Here is a 17,263-nt window from a genome sequence, read left to right as displayed (position 1 = left end):
GATGCATGCCCAGCAGCCTCGGACCGAGGAGATGGCGGCATGATCACCACCATCCCCAACAGGGTAAAATTTCAAAAAAGGGCTGGACTGTCAGGATATGTCGCCGAATTGAGCTCCGCGTTCAGCTGCGCGTCGCTCGGGATTGTCCCAACCGTGCGCCATGCCGACTATATCGGATCATGGCTTGAAGTTCTGCGCGAAGACAATCGGGCCATCGTGCGTGCCGCCTCGCAGGCGAGCAAGGCCGCGGACTATTTGCTCGGCTTCGTTCCCGGGGCCATTGAGTGCACGTCGCTGCATTCGGTTGTCGCCGATCACGAGGCGGCATGATGCGTGGCCTCGTGGCCGCGCGAGAGTGAGAGGAGGGAAGGCCGTTCGCGACGGGTTGGAAGCCGAGAGAGAGTCTCACGGCCTCCCGTCGTGGAGAGCCAAAATGACGAAAGCCGTACAAAAGATCACGCTGTCGCCTTCCCGGGACATTCCCTTTAACAAGCTCGTGCTCAGCCAGTCGAACGTTCGCCGCGTCAAGGCCGGTGTCTCGATCGAGCAGCTTGCCGAGAGCATCGCGCACCGTACGCTTCTGCAAAGTCTGAGTGTCCGGGCCGTCGTTGATACAGATGGCAACGAGACCGGCATGTTCGAGGTGCCGGCGGGCGGCAGGCGCTATCGCGCGCTCGAGCTCCTGGTGAAACAGAAGCGGATGTCCAAGACGCAGACGGTGCCGTGCGTTGTGCGTGAAGGGGGCATTGCCGCGGACGATTCGGTGGCGGAGAACGATGAGCGGGTCGGTCTGTTAGGTTCTGTATCGCAACTGTCCTCTTAGATTCGTAGGTCCGTCATGGGAATCAACGACATTAACGGGGCATTTCGACGAAGGCACACAGACGTCCGAGTCAAGCGTTCCCGCAGCGTAAGCGAGGACAACGCTTGACGCGGCGGCGACACCACAAACTAGTCAAATGGTTGCAGGCGAAGTCCTGCAACCCTGCCACGTGGCGAACGGGAGAGCGCGAGGGGAACCCCTCGCAATCAAACAAAAGAGTGCGCCGAAGGCGCTCCGCTTAGATAACAGCTGGCTCGAGAAACTGTCTCTTTGTTGCTGATGGAAGGGGTTGCGCCCTCCAGGGTGTCGTTTGCCATTTGGAAAGGTCGTGAGCAAAGAGGACAGAGCGTGGTACGGATCATCAGGGCAGCGATGGGTTATCCTGCAATCCCGGCCGGCTTTCCGATCTTGGTGTCGGAACGGATGGCGATCATCGAGCCCGCGTTCGCTTGGCTGATGGAGCTGGCGACGATACCCGGCCGCAGCCACGCGGCGGAAACGGTCAGAACCTACGGCGAGCATCTTCACGACTGGTTCGATAGCCTGGAGCAATCCGATCTCGATTGGCACAGCGTGAGCGAGGCCGAGATCGCGGCCTGGCGCAATCGCATGCTGTCACAGCCGAGCCTGCATACGAAACGACCCTACGCGCGCTCGACGGTGAACGATCGGGTCCGCACGGTTTGTCGGTTCTATGCGTGGGCGCAAGGCCGCGGCTGGATCGAGAGCCTGCCGTTCCACTTTGTCGATGTGCGGGTGGTCTCCGGCCGGCGACAATCGTTCCTGGCGCATGTCGATGCGCGTCCAGGCGTCATGGCGGCAAACGTCCTGACGGTAGCGGAGCACGAGCGGTTGCCGAGACCATTGCGTGTTGATCAATTGCGTCGCGTCTTTGCGCATCTGGATATGCCGTACCGCCTGATGGCGGAATGGGCGCTGGCGACGGGACTGCGGCGCAAGGAGCTTTGCGGCTTAGCTGTCTTCCAGGTCCCGGAGACAGCACATCTGGATGACGAGGATCATCCGCTGGTCGGCGTGCCGCTGACGATCACCAAGGGTGACAAGCCGCGCACGATCTACCCGCCGATCCGCCTGGTCGACCGCACGCAGCGCTACATCGACGAGGTTCGCACGCCGCAGGTCCGGGCATTGCGTCGAGGGAGGCCCGACTATCGGCCGCCTTCGGCTCTGTTCCTCAACACTCAGGGAAATGTGGTCAGCAAGGCGCGACTGACGGCGGTGTTTGCCGAGGCGTTCCGCGCGGCTGGGGTGACCGGAACATTACATTACCTGAGGCATACATTTGCGATGACGATGCTGGTCCGATTGCAGCGGCAGGCAGCGACCACGCCCGACCTCAATCCGCTGAAGATCGTGCAGGTCCTGCTGGGTCACAGTTCGATCCAGAGCACGTCGATCTACCTGCGCTGCGTTGAGCTGAATGGGCGGGACCTCGCCGACAGCATCGACTATCTCTATGGCGAGTTGGTCCCCGATGGCCGTTAGACGCGAGCGCATCGACCGGAGGCTGTCGGCTGCGGCGCCGACCGTTCTGGATCAGCCAGCCGATACCATCGTCGTCTTCCGCGACGGCTGGGGCGAGGTGGTGAAACGCTACGATCTCGGCAGGCTCGATTTGCCGTTGGGCATCGCGATTCTTCTGGCCGATGCCTTCCGTCATCATCATGCCGCCTCGAGCCGGGACACGCAGCGTCATTGCTGGATGGCGCTGCGCGCCTTTGCGCGCTTCGTGGCGGAGGACGGTCTTGTTCTGTCGGTCAACGATCTGACCAGTGCGATGGTCGGGCGCTACATCGCATGGCTGGATCGCCAGGTCGCAGGACAGACCAACCAGCCCTGGTCGAAGGGTTCGCGGGCGAATGTACTGATGCAGCTTCGCCAGATGATCGACTGGACCAAGCGGCGACATCCCTCCCGGCTGCTGTCGCGGATCGACTTCCCCTGGCGGGTCTGGCCGAACCGCATTGCCGATACCAGGCCGCGCCTTGGCGGAGGGGACCTCAAGGCGATCCTGTGCGCGTGCTATGAGGAGATCGACGAGGCATGGGATCGCTTCGAAGCAGGGCGGAAGATCATTGGGGCGCGCGGGCCGGTTGATGGCGTCGATCCCGAGCTTTGCGAACTGATCCGGGCGTTCGCAGTCGTGGGTGACGGTGTCCTGCCGTCGCGCACGGAAGCGATCCGCAGCGGCATCAACATATCGGCGGCCAACCGCCATGGCGGGCTTCGTCATCTTGCCGGCTACATGCACCTGACCGGCGAGACGGTCGCGGCGTTCTTCATCGCGCTTTCGATCCAGACGGCGGGCAATCCGGATGCGCTGCGGCTCATCACGCGCGATTGCCAGGTGGCACATCCGCTCGACGAGCATCGTATCATCGTCGAGTGGGCCAAGCCTCGGGCCGGCGCCAAAGTGAAGCGCGCGCAAAGGCGATCGTTCGACCGCCGTCGCCGCTACGCGGCGCCGAATCTGATCGACAGGTTGCTGGCGATGACTGCGCCGCTCGTAGCCCGGGCCAGCCGGCAGGATCGAAACCGCCTGTTCCTGGTGAAGAGTGAGAAGAAGAATACGGTCACGCTCATTGCGGAGGCGACCTTGTCGCACGCCCTGAAGCCGTTCATCAAACGCTCCAATGCCCGGATCGCCATCTGGAACAAGGCTGCACCGGAGCGCGCACGTCAACTCTTGCCGGACTTTGCCGCCGTTCTGTTGCGCGGCAGCGTCGCCACCGAATACTACAAGGCGTCCGGCGGCGACATCGTCGCGACACAGGACGTCCTCAACCACGTCCGGGTCGACACGACCGAGCTTTACGTCAAGGGACCTCAAACGCGTCGCATCCAGCGCGAGACAATCGCCCGATTGCAGGAGCTTATGCTCCGCTGGATCGTCGGCGCGAAGGGGAACTGCGAGGATCGGGCGCAGCGCGACCGGATTGCGCTGGCGAGCAATGCGACGGTTCCGTTCAGTCATGATTGCCTCAACCCGGTCGCAGGCACAGCACCAGGCTCGATAGCAGGTCGGGTCTGCCGGCACTTCGGCGGATGTCTGCGCTGCCCGGGACTGGTCATACCGATCAATGTGGAGCACATGGCGCGCATCCTTCAGGCGATCGGCGAACTGGAGCGGGCGCGTGAACGCATTGATCCGCGTCGCTTCGAGCTCCTGTATGCGCCGAGCCTGCGCATCTTGGTCGACGACATCCTGCCGGACTTCCCGCAAACACTGCGAGGTGATGCCGATCAACGAATGCTGGCCCTCGCACCGCTTCCGCCGTTGGAGTGAGCGATGACGGCTTCCATGGCGTTCCCTCTTCCCGCCGAAGCACGTGCGCCGCTTCGGATCTCGACACGCTCGGTGTGGTTGGATCGGGTCTGGCATCTCGACGGGCGTCGCCCTGGCAGCAACCGAGCTGACTTCTCACTCGACTGGGGCTTTGTCCTTGCTGACGACAGCCGGTTCAGTGATCCCCGATGGGCCGAGTGGCGAGAGGCGGCGAAGCTGTTCGTGTGGAGCCTGAAGCTCGACCCGCCTCCTGGGTACCGCAACGCTCATGAATCGACGATCGTCTCCGTCTTCAGTAGGTTGCGGATGCTGATCCGCTGGATGGCGGCGCAGGGATATCGGTGCTTTGCTGATCTCGACCGCGACGCCTGCGACCGGTTTATGACGGCGATGGCGCAGCGTCCGGGCCGCGAGTCGGGTAAGCCGCTGAAGAGCACCACGCTGCAAAACCACGCCAATCTGCTAACGCGCCTTTATCTGCAGGGAGCAAAGTTCCCGGAAGTGGCGATCGCCGATCCATTCCCGGGGATCGCGCCGCCGTTCGTTCGCCGCGACCGGGGCTGGCTGCCTTATACGCCGGACGCGATCGCTGTGCCCCTGGTCTCGGCGGCGCTGCGGCTGATCGGAACCCCGGCCGACGACGTCATCGCTTTGCAGACCCAAGCGCAATCCGTCTATGACCATGCGCTCGCCAACGGGATCAGCCAGACGAAGGCCGGCTTCATCGTGACCGACGCGATCGCGCCGTTCACCTTCGCGACACTGCCTGGGGAAGAAACTGCCTGGCATGAGGCGCCCGTCACCAGCACCAAGCAGCTGCGCTATCTCGCCGACCGCATTTACGACGCCTGCTTTGTGGTGGTCAGCTATCTTGTCGGCGCCCGGATCTCGGAGATCCTCGGCCTTCAGGTCGGCTGCATCGAGCTGCATCCTGCTGGGGACGGCAGCGAGAGCTTCGCCTATCTCGTCGGGCGGATTTACAAGACGGCGCGTGGCATCGATGGCGAAGCCCATCGCTGGGTTGCGCCGACACCTGTCGAGCGGGCTGTCGTGGTCATGGAGCGGCTGACCGCCCGCCTGCGGGCCCAAAGCGGACGCGACGATCTCTTCCTGGCGATGGCCAGCACGGGGCTGGTCGGTCCTGCCGCCCGCATTGACCTCCCCGTCGGCTCCACGATCATAAGGCGGCTGAATGATATGTTTGCGCCGTTCATCGGCCTGCCGGACCACGAGGGCGAGCCTTGGCATCTGAACACGCATCAGGGCCGCAAGACGTTTGCCCGCTTCGTCGGCAAACGAGACCGCACAGGCCTGCATGCGCTTCAGGCGCACTTCGGTCATGTGACCCGGGCCATGACCGATCGCGGCTATGTCGGAACCGACTTCGCGCTCGACGATCTGATCGACCGGCATACTCAGGAAGAAACCCGCGCAGCCCTAGAAGAGGTGCTGACGGCGACGGCGCTCGCCGGCAAGGGTGGACGCATGATCGCCGCTCGCTCACAGTTCCGCGGACGCACACGCGACGGCGATGTCCAGGCTTATGTCCGCTTCCTGATGGAAGAGACCGACCTCCGCCTTGGGGTCTGCGACTGGGGCTATTGCGTCTATCGCGTCGAAACGGCTGCCTGCTTTGGCGACGAGCGCGGCCCGAATCCCGTGCTGAGAACCGAAAGCACGTGTCTCACCTGCGCCAACTTCGCCGTCACCGCCAGACACAGGCCTGTCTGGCAGGCCCGCCGCGATCGCAATGCCGATCTTCTAGGCCATCCTGACCTGGACCCGGTCAGCCGGCAACTCGCTGAAACACGGATTGCCGAATGCGATCGCATCCTTGGCGAACTCGACCATGGAAAGGATGCTCGCCATGGCGCGTAAGACCAGCAAAATGCCGGCGCTGACGCCGCACGAAAAACGCCTGCGCAACACCGACCGCAAGCTGCGGGAGGCTCTGGAGCGCCTGGTGAAGGGACTGCCCACACACCCGGACCTGCAAAAGCGATCCTACCGTCTGACCATTGCCACGCTCGCACGCGAAGCGCGCGTCGGCCGCAACGCCATCTACACCAACCACCGCTCGATGATCGACGAGTTGCGTTGCGCCAGCGATCGCAAGATCGTCCCCGAGAAGCTGGCGGCCTGGGAAGACAAACTCGCCCAGCAGCGCTCTCTGATCCAGGTCTTGCAGATCGAGGAGCGGCGTATGGTGACGGAAAATGCCGTCCTGCTGAAGCGCATCCTCGACGCCGAAACGGAGGTTGAGCGGCAGAAGCGTCATAATGCCCGCCTGATCGCCGAACGCGATCGCGCCGTGAAACCAGTGCCGTTCACTCGCGGGCCAAAATCCTAACGTCGTCTACGATTGCCGGTTTGTGTCGGTGCGGTCGCCGAAGGACAATCGTCGTCCCATCTATTGCCTGCGACAATCATGCGCGGCATGATCTGCGGCATGCTTGACCCCTTCGATCCAGACAGCTTCATTGTGCGCGCCGAGGTTCATATCCTCGGCATCGAGCCCAAGATCAGCCGCACTCTCGAACTGCCAGTCACTCTCAACCTAGCCCAACTCCACGAGGTGCTGCAGGCCGCCTTTGGCTGGACCGACAGCCATCTGCATCAGTTCAATATTGGCGGTCTCATCTACGGAGCTCCAGAGTTCGATGACGATGGTCTGTCCGACAGCAGGATCTTCGAGGCGACCGAGGTCAGGATGATCGACCTTCACTTCCCCCACGATCCCGGCGAAAACCCTCTCACGATCCTCTACGAATACGACTTCGGCGATAATTGGCGTCATCTGCTGCGCTTGGAGCGCGTCGCGCGCGAGGAGGGCGCCCAATATCCTCGCTGTATCGCCGCCGCACGCTCAGGCCCCCCCGAAGACGCTGGTGGGCCTTCAGGCTATACCGACTTCCTTGAGGCCTGGCTCGACCCGCATCATGAAGAACACGAAGCCATGCATCGATGGGCTGGCCGCAAGTTCCACCCGGAGTCCTGCAATCTCGACGACATCAACGAGGCTATCGCCAAAGCACTACGCGCATCAAAGGACGACTATCGCTTCCGTCGAGAAAACCATCGTGATTGACACCAACCGGCTGCGCTTCAGCGCCAAAGAGACACCCAAAACGCAAGCCGCAGCCAAAAAAACTAAAGAATCAACGTCATCCAGCTAACAGGACACTTGACGCATAACCTAACCGCTCCACCCACTCGATCAGTTTCGGGCCTTCCAGATCCTCCGCGACCTCGGCATGAGCGAAGAAGACATTGCCGCGCGCCATTTCGTGAACCCTGCCATCGTCAAACAGCGCCTGCGCCTGGCGTCGGTCTCGCCGAAGCTGCATGAGGTCTATGCCGAAGACGGCATGACACTCGAGCAGCTCATGGCGTTCTCGGTCTCAGCCGATCACGCCCGGCAGGAGCAAGCTTGGGAGAACGTCAGCCGTTCCGGCTATGACGAGCCTTACCAGATCCGCCGGCTGCTCACCGAGAACACCGTGCGCGGGTCCGATCGCCGGGCCCAATTTGTGGGCCTCGATGCTTATCAGCACGCGGGTGGCGGCGTTCTGCGGGATTTGTTCGAGCACGACGACGGCGGATGGCTTCAGGACGTCGCGTTGCTCGACCGCCTCGTAACCGAAAAGCTCAAGGCCGAAGCTGAGACGATTGCGGCCGAAGGCTGGAAGTGGATCTCGGTCGCCGTAGAGTTCTCCTACGGTCACACTCAAGGCCTACGAGAAATCGAAGGCAAACGTGTCGATCTCTCGCCTCAAGAGCCGGCCACCATCGACGCCCTGAACGCCGAGCAGGCCAAGCTGGAAACCGACTACCAGGATGCCGACGAATTGCCCGACGAGGTCGATCGGCGTCTCGGCGAAATCGAGTCGGCACTGGCGGCATTCGAAGACCGGCCGATGCTTTACGAACCGACCGAGATCGCCCGAGCTGGTGTCTTCATCAGCATCGATTCCGAAGGACGCCTCTCCGTGGACCGGGGCTACGTCCGGCCAGAGGACGAGGTGCCGGCAGCCGATCCTAATCTTGCGCAGGGCGCCGAACCGTCGTTGACCGAAGGGCAAGAAGCTAGCACTCTTGTCCAACGCACGGTGATCGCGGTTGCGGGTAGTGCTCTTGATGCTGACGAAGATGATGACGACGCGGCCCGACCTCTGCCGGATCGGCTGATCATCGAGCTGACGGCGCATCGGACGCTGGCATTGCGCGATGCGCTGGCAGAAAATCCTGGGGTCGCGTTCCAGGCGGTGCTGCATAACTTCGTGCTGACGGCCTTTTACCGGTTCGCGTCGTCGGGGAGCTGTCTTGAGATCAGCCTTCGCACGCCGAACTTTCCCGCCCAAGCTCCGGGGCTGAGGGAAAGCGTCTCGGCCAAAGCTGTCGAGGCGCGGCATGAGGCCTGGAAGGCGCGGTTGCCGAAGAGCGAGAACGCTCTCTGGGATGCGCTCACGGCTCTCGATGGTGGTGCACAGGCATCGCTTTTCGCCCACTGTGCATCATTTGCGGCCAACGCCGTCTATGAACCGGCCAACCGCTACATCAGGGCCGTGTCTCCGCTCAGGGTGTCCGCACGCGTCTAGACCAGGCTGATGTGCTGGCGCACGCGGTCGGGCTCGACATGGTGCAGGCTGGTTGGCGACCGACCGTTGACAACTATCTCGGCCGGGTCACTAAGCCGCGTATTCTGGAGGCGGTGCGGGAAGCCAAGGGTGAATCGTCAGAGCAACTGATCGACCATCTGAAGAAGGCCGACATGGCCAAGGAGGCCGAGCGCCTTCTGGATGGCTCGGGCTGGTTGCCGGAGCCGCTGCGTCTCGTCGATTCCAATGCGGCGCTAGTAGAGCAGGAGGGCGAAGCGACCTCGCCGCCGGAATTCCTCGCCGGCGAGCAGGAAACGGAAAACGTCAGCGATGATGATCCGCGACAACTCCATGCGGCTGAGTGACATCATGCGGCGGGACGGCTGAGGCTGTCCTGCGATTATTCGGGGACCGGAGCACAGCGCCGGTCCCCATTCTTATGGGCGAGCGCTGAGAGGGGGAGTCGGGCCGGGAAGGGGTTGAATCGCCGTGGTCTTAAGGAGAGCGCCGGGCGGTTCGATCCGTTCCTGCTCTCCGAAAGAAATCCTGCCATGACCGAATCTCTCTCCGGCGGCGCTGCGCCGCTCTCGATGCGTGCCGCTGCAAGTCTCACCTCCGCCGCTGTCAGGGCCGCGCGACAGCTCCTGACCGAGCTCGAACGCGGCCGTCGCATCGATGCCGCTGTTCTGCGTAGCGCTATGGAGGCTGCCTTCGGCGCCTCGGACACGGCCGGCGTCTGGAACTGGAAGACCGCCTATGACGTCTGCGAGGCGGCAACCGTTTTGTTCCTTCGCAAGTTCGGTCCGGCCATGCGCGCCAAGGCTGGCTCGACCGTCGCCATGCTGCCGATGCTTGCGCGAGTGACCGGTCTTCTCCCGACCCACACGCGACGTTCCGAAGATAGTCAGGCGCTTCAACAGTTCTCGACGCCGATCCCGCTTGGGCTTGCCGCATGCGCCGCAGCCAGCATTACGTCGGCCGACAGCGTGCTGGAGCCCTCCGCGGGGACTGGTTTGCTCGCCGTCTTTGCCGAGCTTGACGGCGGCGTCTTGCTATTGAACGAGTTGGCCGAGACCCGGGCGGGGTTGCTCGAGCATCTATTCGCGAGCGTTGAGGTCACGCGGTTCGATGCTGCTCAGATTGATGATCACCTCGACGCGAGTGTCGCGCCGAGCGTCGTTCTGATGAACCCGCCTTTCTCCGCGGTGGCGAATGTCGATCGACGGATGGCGGATGCGGCTCTCCGCCACATCGCTTCAGCGCTTGCGCGCCTTTGCGACGGTGGACGCCTCGTCGCCATCGCTGGCGCAAGCTTCGCACCGGATAACCCGGCATGGCGAGATGCCTTCGTTCGCCTCCAGGAACGCGGGAGGCTGGTATTTTCTGCGGCGATCGATGGCGCCCTCTACGCGAAGCACGGAACACAAGTCGACACACGGCTGCTGGTGATCGACAAGCTGCCAGCTGCCGATCCGACGGCTTTTCCTGCCTCGCCGGGCATGGCGGGCGATGTCGCAACCTTGCTCGACTGGGTGAGCCAGCATGTGCCTCCAAGGCTGTCCCTAGCCGCGCGATCGGAGATCGCTGCTATCGGGCGGCCAGCGATGTCGCGATCGACCAGCGTCGTTGCACGGCGCTCATCGTTCTTTTCAGTAAGCGCAGCGCCAGAAAGCGCCGAACTTGCATACCAGACGGTCGAATGGTCGCCGCCGGATGGCGCCCGGCTGACCGATGCGCTTTACGAGGAATACGGATTGCAGTCGATCCGCATTCCCGGATCGTGCGCGCACCCGACCAAACTCGTGCAGTCCGCGGCGATGGCCTCCGTTGCGCCACCGAAGGCGTCCTACCGGCCGCACCTGCCTTCGAGTCTGGTGGCGGATGGACTTCTGTCGGACGCTCAGCTCGAGAGCATCATCTACGCCGGCGAAGCGCATTCCGAATTCCTGGCAGGCTCCTGGACGGTCGACACGACCTTTGATGTTGTGGCAGCCGCGCGCGACGACGCGGAAAATGCCTTCCGCATTCGCCGCGGCTGGTTCTTGGGCGATGGCACCGGGGCGGGCAAGGGGCGGCAGGTCGCGGGGATCCTGCTCGACAACTGGCTCAAGGGCCGTCGCCGTGCGGTCTGGATCAGCAAGTCCGACAAGCTGATCGAGGACGCGCAGCGCGATTGGTCCGCGCTCGGCATGGAGCGGCTGCTTGTTACGCCCTTGTCTCGGTTTCGCCAGGGCACCCCGATCCGGCTCTCGGAAGGCATCCTTTTTACCACCTATGCCACGCTACGGACCGACGAACGCGGCGAAAAGCTTTCGCGTGTCAGGCAGATCGCCGAATGGTTGGGTTCGGACTTCGACGGAGTGATTGTCTTCGACGAGAGCCACGCCATGCAGAATGCGGTCGGGGGCAAGGGCGAGCGCGGTGAACAGGCTGCATCTCAGCAGGGCCGTGCGGGCCTGCGGCTCCAGCACGCGCTGCCGAATGCCCGCGTAGTTTATGTGTCGGCGACGGGCGCCACCACGGTCCACAACCTGGCTTATGCCCAACGCCTCGGCCTTTGGGGCGGCGCTGACTTCCCATTCGCCACCCGTGCCGAGTTCGTCGAAACGATCGAGGAAGGTGGGGTCGCGGCCATGGAGGTGCTGGCGCGCGACCTCAAGGCGCTCGGTCTCTACGCAGCCCGCTCATTATCGTACGAGGGCGTCGAGTACGATCTCGTGGACCACCAGCTGACGCCGGAGCAGGTTCGCATCTACGATGCCTATGCCGGTGCGTTCAGCGTCATCCATAACAACCTCGATGCGGCGATGCGAGCCGCCAACATCACCGGCGCAACGGGAACGCTGAACGGGCAAGCCAAGTCTGCGGCACGCTCCGCTTTCGAAAGCGCGAAGCAGCGCTTCTTCGGCCACCTCCTGACTTCGATGAAAACCCCGTCGCTGGTCCGATCGATCGAGCGCGACCTTGATGCTGGCCACGCCGCTGTTATCCAGATCGTGTCGACGGGCGAAGCGCTGATGGAGCGCCGGCTCGCCGAGATCCCGACTGAAGAGTGGGGCGACGTCCAGGTCGACATCACGCCGCGAGAGTATGTTCTCGACTATCTCGCCCACTCCTTTCCGGTCCAGCTTTACGAGCCCTTCACCGACTCGGAAGGCAATCTCTGCTCCCGGCCCGTTTACCGCGATGGACAGCCGGTCGAGAGCCGGGAGGCCGTCGCTCGCCGCGATCGTTTGATCGAGAAGCTCGCCTCGCTGCCGCCGGTACCTGGCGCGCTGGATCAGGTCATCCAGCGGTTCGGCACCGACATGGTCGCTGAGGTCACCGGGCGCTCGCGCCGCATCGTTCGCAAGGGCGACCGGCTGGTCGTCGAAAACCGAGCCGGATCGGCCAACCTCGCGGAGACGTCGGCCTTCATGGATGACATCAAGCGGATCCTCGTGTTCTCCGACGCAGGCGGCACAGGGAGGAGCTACCATGCCGAACTGTCGGCCCGGAATCGCCGCCTGCGAGTCCATTACCTGCTCGAGCCGGGCTGGAAGGCCGACGCCGCGATCCAGGGGCTCGGCCGAACCAACCGGACTAACCAAGCGCAGCCGCCGCTGTTTCGTCCCATCGCGACCGACGTGAAGGCCGAAAAGCGCTTTCTCAGCACGATTGCCCGCCGGCTCGATACGTTGGGGGCCATTACGCGCGGCCAGCGCCAGACCGGAGGGCAGGGCATGTTCCGGCCCGAGGACAATCTCGAAAGCCAGTACGGACGTGATGCGTTGCGTCAGCTCTACACGCTGCTCGCGCGAGGCAAGGTCGACGGCTGCTCGCTTGGGAGGTTTGAAGATGCGACCGGCCTGAAGCTCATGGATGCCAATGGCCTCAGGGATGACCTGCCGCCGATCACGACCTTCCTGAACAGGTTGTTGGCGCTCACTATCGACCTACAGAATGTGCTGTTCACCGCGTTCGAGCAGCTGTTGACCGCTCGGATCGAGGGCGCGGTCGCGTCGGGTACCCACGACGTGGGGTTGGAAACACTCCGGGCTGAAAGCTTTGTCATTACTGACCGGCGGACGATCTACGCCCATCCGGGCACCGGCGCCGCGACCCGGCTGCTCACGATCACCCAGCGTCAGCGCAATCATCCGGTGCGTCTGGATGAGGCCTCTGCTCGTCTCTCCGATCGCCATGCTGTCCTGCTGATCAATGAGCGCTCGGGGCGAGCTGCCGTGCAGGTCCCTGCGTCAAGCATCATGCTCGACGATGGCGAGATCGAGCGGCGCGTCCGCCTGGTCCGGCCGATGGAGCAGCACACGGTCGCCTTAAATATGATGGCGGAAAGCCACTGGGCCGAGGCGGACCGTGAACGTTTTGCCGCGGCCTGGCTGGCGGAGCTTGCGGAGGTCCCCGAGTTCACGGAGAGCACGATCCACGTCGTGGCGGGCTTGCTGCTACCCATCTGGAAGCGGCTGCCGAACGAATCGACTCGTATCTATCGACTTCAGACCGACGCGGGCGAGCGCATAATCGGCCGCAAGGTTTCGGCCGCGTGGGTCGCAAACGTCCTTGCGGCGGACGCGCCTTCGCTGACACCGGACGCTGCCTTTGCCGCGCTAATGGAGGGACGGACCGTCCTCGACCTCGCGGAGGAGCTCCAGCTTCGCCGCGTCCGGGTGATGGGTGCACATCGCATCGAGCTGTCGGGATTCAACGACACGATACGCGATCGCCTCCGTGCTTACGGCCTCTTTGGGGAGATCATCTCCTGGAAGCTGCGCATGTTCGTACCCACGGACGCGAGCGGCATCGAGGTCCTGTGGAGGGTGCTCGACACTTATCCGGTTACGGGCGTCAGTGAGCGGGAGGCCGCTTGATGTCCGGCGATGTCTCCGAACTGGCACGCCGCCTCGCGCGCGAGGCCGAGGCGGTGTGCCGACACTATCTCCCCAATGGTAAGCGGGCGGGGCGGTACTGGGTGGTTGGCGACGTCCACAACACCCCGGGTCGCTCGTTATTTGTGCGGCTCCAGGAATCGTCGAAGGGCCCCGCTGGCAAATGGACCGATGCCGCGACCGGGGAGCATGGCGATCTCCTCGACATCATCCGCGAAAGCCTTGCCTTGCGAGGCTTCCGCGAGGTCGCCGAGGAGGCGAGGCGATTTCTGAAGCTGCCTCGCTCTGAGGAGCAATCACTCCCGAGACCCGTTCGTCCAGTCGTGCAGGCCGGATCGCAAGAATCCGCCCGTCGACTTTTTGCGATATCCGGTCCGATCGAAGGGACGTTGGTGGAAACGTATTTGCAACGTCGTGGAATAAGTCAAATCCACCATGGTGGTAGCCTGCGCTACCACCCACGTTGCTACTATCGGCCGGACGAGCATGTGCCGACTGAAACCTGGCCGGCGATGATAGGCTCTGTCACGGACCTCGAGGGACGGATCACCGGCGTGCAACGCACCTGGCTAGATCCACACGGCTTTGATCGCGTGCGGCTCGGCAAGGCCCCGATCGACACGCCACGACGGGCCATGGGCGACCTGCTTGGTAACGCCGTTCGCTTCGGCGTGGTGGACGGCGTGCTCGCTGCGGGCGAGGGGATCGAGACCATGCTGTCGCTGCGTTGTGTACTGCCGACCTTGCCCATGACCGCTGCTCTCTCGGCCAGTCACCTCTCAGCCATGTTGCTGCCGTCTGGCCTGCGCCGACTCTATATCGCCCGTGACGCAGATGCCGCCGGAGATGCCGTACAGGCTATTCTCACCCAGCGCGCAGAAGCCGCCGGCATTGAAGCGATCGCATTGTCGCCCCGGCTGGGCGACTTCAACGAAGACCTGCACATCTTCGGCCTCGAGTCCCTCCGAGCAGCGTTGCTACTTCAACTCGTACCGGAGGACGTCGTCCGTTTCCTGCATTCGTCGATGGCAACCGCGGAATAGCCCGGCAATTCGATGGGCGTCGATAGGTCGGTCGCGGTGCGGCCATTGCCGGAAGAGGACGCGACCACGGCCTTCTAGAGGGCGATCGGACGGCAGGCGGTCCGGGCCGGCAATGGCTGCGTCCGGCTATTTTCCGCCGCGCGCTGGCGATGAGAAGACACATCAGCCATCTGGCGAGCGCGCTTTGCATCGCGAAGCAAAATAGCCGGCCTCCGCCATCCTCCGCTGCCGCTTCGGCCCTCCGCTTCCGCCTACGCCCTGCGGGCTTCGGCGGACAAGCTGCTCCGGGTTCTGGCCCGTTCCGCCTGCCGTCTGAATGATCGCCACGAAGGCCGCGATGGTCGCGGCCGATCCGGCAAAGGATCGCCTCCATGACCGACCACGATGACATCGAACCACCGCACGCCGCATCTGCGACCGAACACGTTCTTACCGAATTGCAGCTCTTCGGTTACCGCCCCTTCGACGACCAGCCCGATCCACGGCCGCTTCCCGAAGGCAGGATCATTACCGGTGCCGTCGCTGACATCTTCGATGCCCTGGTCGCCACGTTGAGCGACACGCGGCTCGAGCCGGACCTCGACGATCTGCTCTGGTCGACTGTCAACCTGTTCCATCGTGCCGTCGACCGCATCGGTCGCCAACTCGACGACAACGAACAGGCGCAACAGAAGCGTCAGCGCGAGCAGGACGGTTCCGAAGTTCGATCCGTCGAACTCGAACGGATCACGGCGGAAGGCATCACGCTGATCGAGCGCCGCAACTGCCTGGAACTCTTCCGTGACGAGGCCATCGAGCGCTTCGAGACTCACACCGGCTCATTCTGGCGCCCTCGATCGGGATCTCTGGTGAATCATCGCACGCTGACCGCGGCGATGATCGACTCCCGCGACTTCATCGCGGCCAAGCGCCGCGCCGAGACCAAGGTCATGTTGCCGGCAGGGCCGAAGATCGCACTCACCGGCGGGCTCGATTTCAATGACCATCACCTCATCTGGGACCGTCTCGACAAGGTTCACGCCAAGCATCCCGACATGGTCCTGCTCCATGGCGGCTCCCCGAAGGGTGCCGAACTGATCGCATCCAAATGGGCGACGATCCGCAAGGTGCCTCAGATCGCCTTCAAGCCTGATTGGACGAAACATGCCAAGGCAGCACCGTTCAAGCGCAACGATGCCATGCTCGAACTGCTGCCGATCGGCGTTATGCACTTCCCGGGCACGGGCATCCAGGACAACCTCGCCGACAAGGCGAAGCGGCTCGGCATCCCCGTGTGGAGGTTCGGCGGCGCGTGAGCGCTGTCTTCTCGACTCCAAGCCTTCGAGGCGAAGTTGCTCACGCCGCAACTCCGCCTCGTTTCGGTCTCATATCCAGAGTTGCGCCGTGGTGGTGGTGGAAGGCGCGACCGGTACATCTATGCACATGGAGCCACCACCATGCTCGCCCTTGGGCTTGTTCTCAACACACTCGGCATCGGCCTATTCTGCTGGGCGATTTTCGCGCTCGCAGTGTATGCCCTGCCGTTTTTCGTCGCACTGAGTATCGGGATGACGGCGTTTCAGGGCGGCGCCGGCCTCATTGGCGCCCTGCTTATCGCAACGGCCAGCGGTGCGCTGACGCTCGTCCTTGGCCAGGTCGCCTTCGCTGTTACTCGGTCCTCGGCCTTGCGTATCGCGATCGCGGCAGCATTCACTGTCCCCGCCGCCACCGCCGGCTATCATGTGGTGTTCGCCGTGTCCCATATCGGGGTGCCTTCGTTGGCTTGGCGTGAGGTCTTCGCTTGTCTCGGTGCAGTTTGCATTGGCGTTATGTCATGGACGCGCTTGATGGTTTTGGTGGAGACCCGCCCGTTAGAGGCGGGCGAGGAGGTGGTGGATAATCCGTCCTAACCGGTTCTTACGGCCGCATGGCCCGAGGGGATGACCATTCACCGCCTTCATCGTCGAGCAGGTTCGCGTAGATCGGCGCGGTTGAACGGGGATGATCGAAACCTGAGCGCGGGAGAGGCAGTCCTCATCGGAACTCCTCGATCAAGCTGCCGGTATTCGGTCTGGCCCACGTAGCCGCGGCGGAGCGATGTTACTTCGATCCGTTCTTGGCAGACAATACCGCCCTTTGCAGGAGATTGTTTCTCTTTCCGCGCTGAATGGTTCCGACCTCTTGTTCATCAAAACCGAGATTGCCACGCTTCTCCGTAAGATTGTGGTTCAGCACGCGGACGCACGTGGCCTCGTTGATGGCTTGATCTGGCCGAAGACCGGCTTCGCCTCGATCGTCTGAGCCGCAACGCCGTTGATGCGACTTTCTTCCCCTGGGCTTCGCCCATTCCTCGCGAGAAAAGAAAATCGCCACAACGACGTCCTCCGCTGCGCTCCGGCCCGAGCGGGTGCGTCGCCGATCGTCCTCGGCCCTAGATCGCCATCGAGGCTGCGGTGGTCGCGGGCTCGAAACACAACAGGAGAAGTGACATGGCTAACATCGGCTCTTTCAAGAAGGTCGGTAACGAGTTAGGTCATGCGCTGAGAAGTGTCCTTTAGCGCCATTGTCTGAGGGCTTGGCACGCAGACGTCCGAGTCAAGCGTTCCCGCAGCGTAGCGAGGACAACG

Annotated in this window: 10 protein-coding genes and 3 pseudogenes; all 13 read left to right on the top strand. The window is 63.2% G+C overall.

The features are described from left to right. Positions 1–96: 96 nt before the first annotated feature. A pseudogene (locus tag ASG57_RS27030) lies at positions 97–330 on the top strand (zincin-like metallopeptidase domain-containing protein); the annotation flags it as partial. 103 nt (positions 331–433) lie between these two features. Then, positions 434–793, top strand: a pseudogene (locus tag ASG57_RS27025) (ParB/Srx family N-terminal domain-containing protein); the annotation flags it as partial. A 378-nt stretch (positions 794–1,171) separates the two neighbouring features. Further along, positions 1,172–2,329 carry a tyrosine-type recombinase/integrase gene (locus ASG57_RS27020; RefSeq protein WP_057198365.1) on the top strand — a complete coding sequence of 386 codons (1,158 nt, stop codon included), beginning with the start codon at positions 1,172–1,174 and terminating at the stop codon, positions 2,327–2,329. Next, entirely contained in the window at positions 2,319–4,130 is a 1,812-nt protein-coding gene (locus tag ASG57_RS27015; protein ID WP_057198363.1) for a hypothetical protein, read from the top strand. Before ASG57_RS27020 ends, ASG57_RS27015 begins: the two co-directional genes overlap by 11 nt. Positions 4,131–4,133: 3 nt before the next feature. Further along, positions 4,134–6,008 (top strand): site-specific integrase, encoded by a 1,875-nt coding sequence (locus tag ASG57_RS27010; RefSeq protein ID WP_057198361.1) that lies wholly within the window; start codon positions 4,134–4,136, stop codon positions 6,006–6,008. Next, positions 5,998–6,480: a hypothetical protein gene (locus ASG57_RS27005; protein WP_057198372.1), complete on the top strand. Its 483-nt coding sequence runs from the start codon at positions 5,998–6,000 to the stop codon at positions 6,478–6,480. Before ASG57_RS27010 ends, ASG57_RS27005 begins: the two co-directional genes overlap by 11 nt. 87 nt (positions 6,481–6,567) lie before the next feature. Then, complete coding sequence (locus tag ASG57_RS27000) at positions 6,568–7,218, top strand: plasmid pRiA4b ORF-3 family protein (RefSeq protein ID WP_057198370.1); 651 nt, start codon at positions 6,568–6,570, stop codon at positions 7,216–7,218. A 115-nt stretch (positions 7,219–7,333) separates the two neighbouring features. Further along, a pseudogene (locus ASG57_RS38455) lies at positions 7,334–9,093 on the top strand (ParB/RepB/Spo0J family partition protein); the annotation flags it as partial. A gap of 186 nt (positions 9,094–9,279) precedes the next feature. Continuing rightward, positions 9,280–13,596, top strand: a complete 4,317-nt coding sequence (locus ASG57_RS26990; protein ID WP_057198359.1) for a strawberry notch-like NTP hydrolase domain-containing protein — start codon at positions 9,280–9,282, stop codon at positions 13,594–13,596. Next, entirely contained in the window at positions 13,596–14,657 is a 1,062-nt protein-coding gene (locus ASG57_RS26985; RefSeq protein ID WP_057198357.1) for a DUF7146 domain-containing protein, read from the top strand. The genes ASG57_RS26990 and ASG57_RS26985 overlap by 1 nt, the downstream gene beginning before the upstream one ends. A 371-nt stretch (positions 14,658–15,028) precedes the next feature. Then, positions 15,029–15,952 (top strand): DUF2493 domain-containing protein, encoded by a 924-nt coding sequence (locus ASG57_RS26980; protein ID WP_057198355.1) that lies wholly within the window; start codon positions 15,029–15,031, stop codon positions 15,950–15,952. Between the two features lie 141 nt (positions 15,953–16,093). Further along, a complete protein-coding gene (locus ASG57_RS26975; RefSeq protein WP_057198352.1) occupies positions 16,094–16,546 on the top strand; it encodes a hypothetical protein in 453 nt (150 codons plus the stop codon). Between the two features lie 226 nt (positions 16,547–16,772). After that, positions 16,773–16,937, top strand: coding sequence for a hypothetical protein (locus ASG57_RS38150; protein WP_156402836.1), 165 nt, complete (start codon positions 16,773–16,775; stop codon positions 16,935–16,937). Positions 16,938–17,263: the final 326 nt, after the last annotated feature.

The sequence above is a fragment of the Bradyrhizobium sp. Leaf396 genome (assembly GCF_001424605.1).
Taxonomy (GTDB): domain Bacteria; phylum Pseudomonadota; class Alphaproteobacteria; order Rhizobiales; family Xanthobacteraceae; genus Bradyrhizobium; species Bradyrhizobium japonicum_C.
This window is presented reverse-complemented; position numbering and strand designations above follow the sequence as displayed.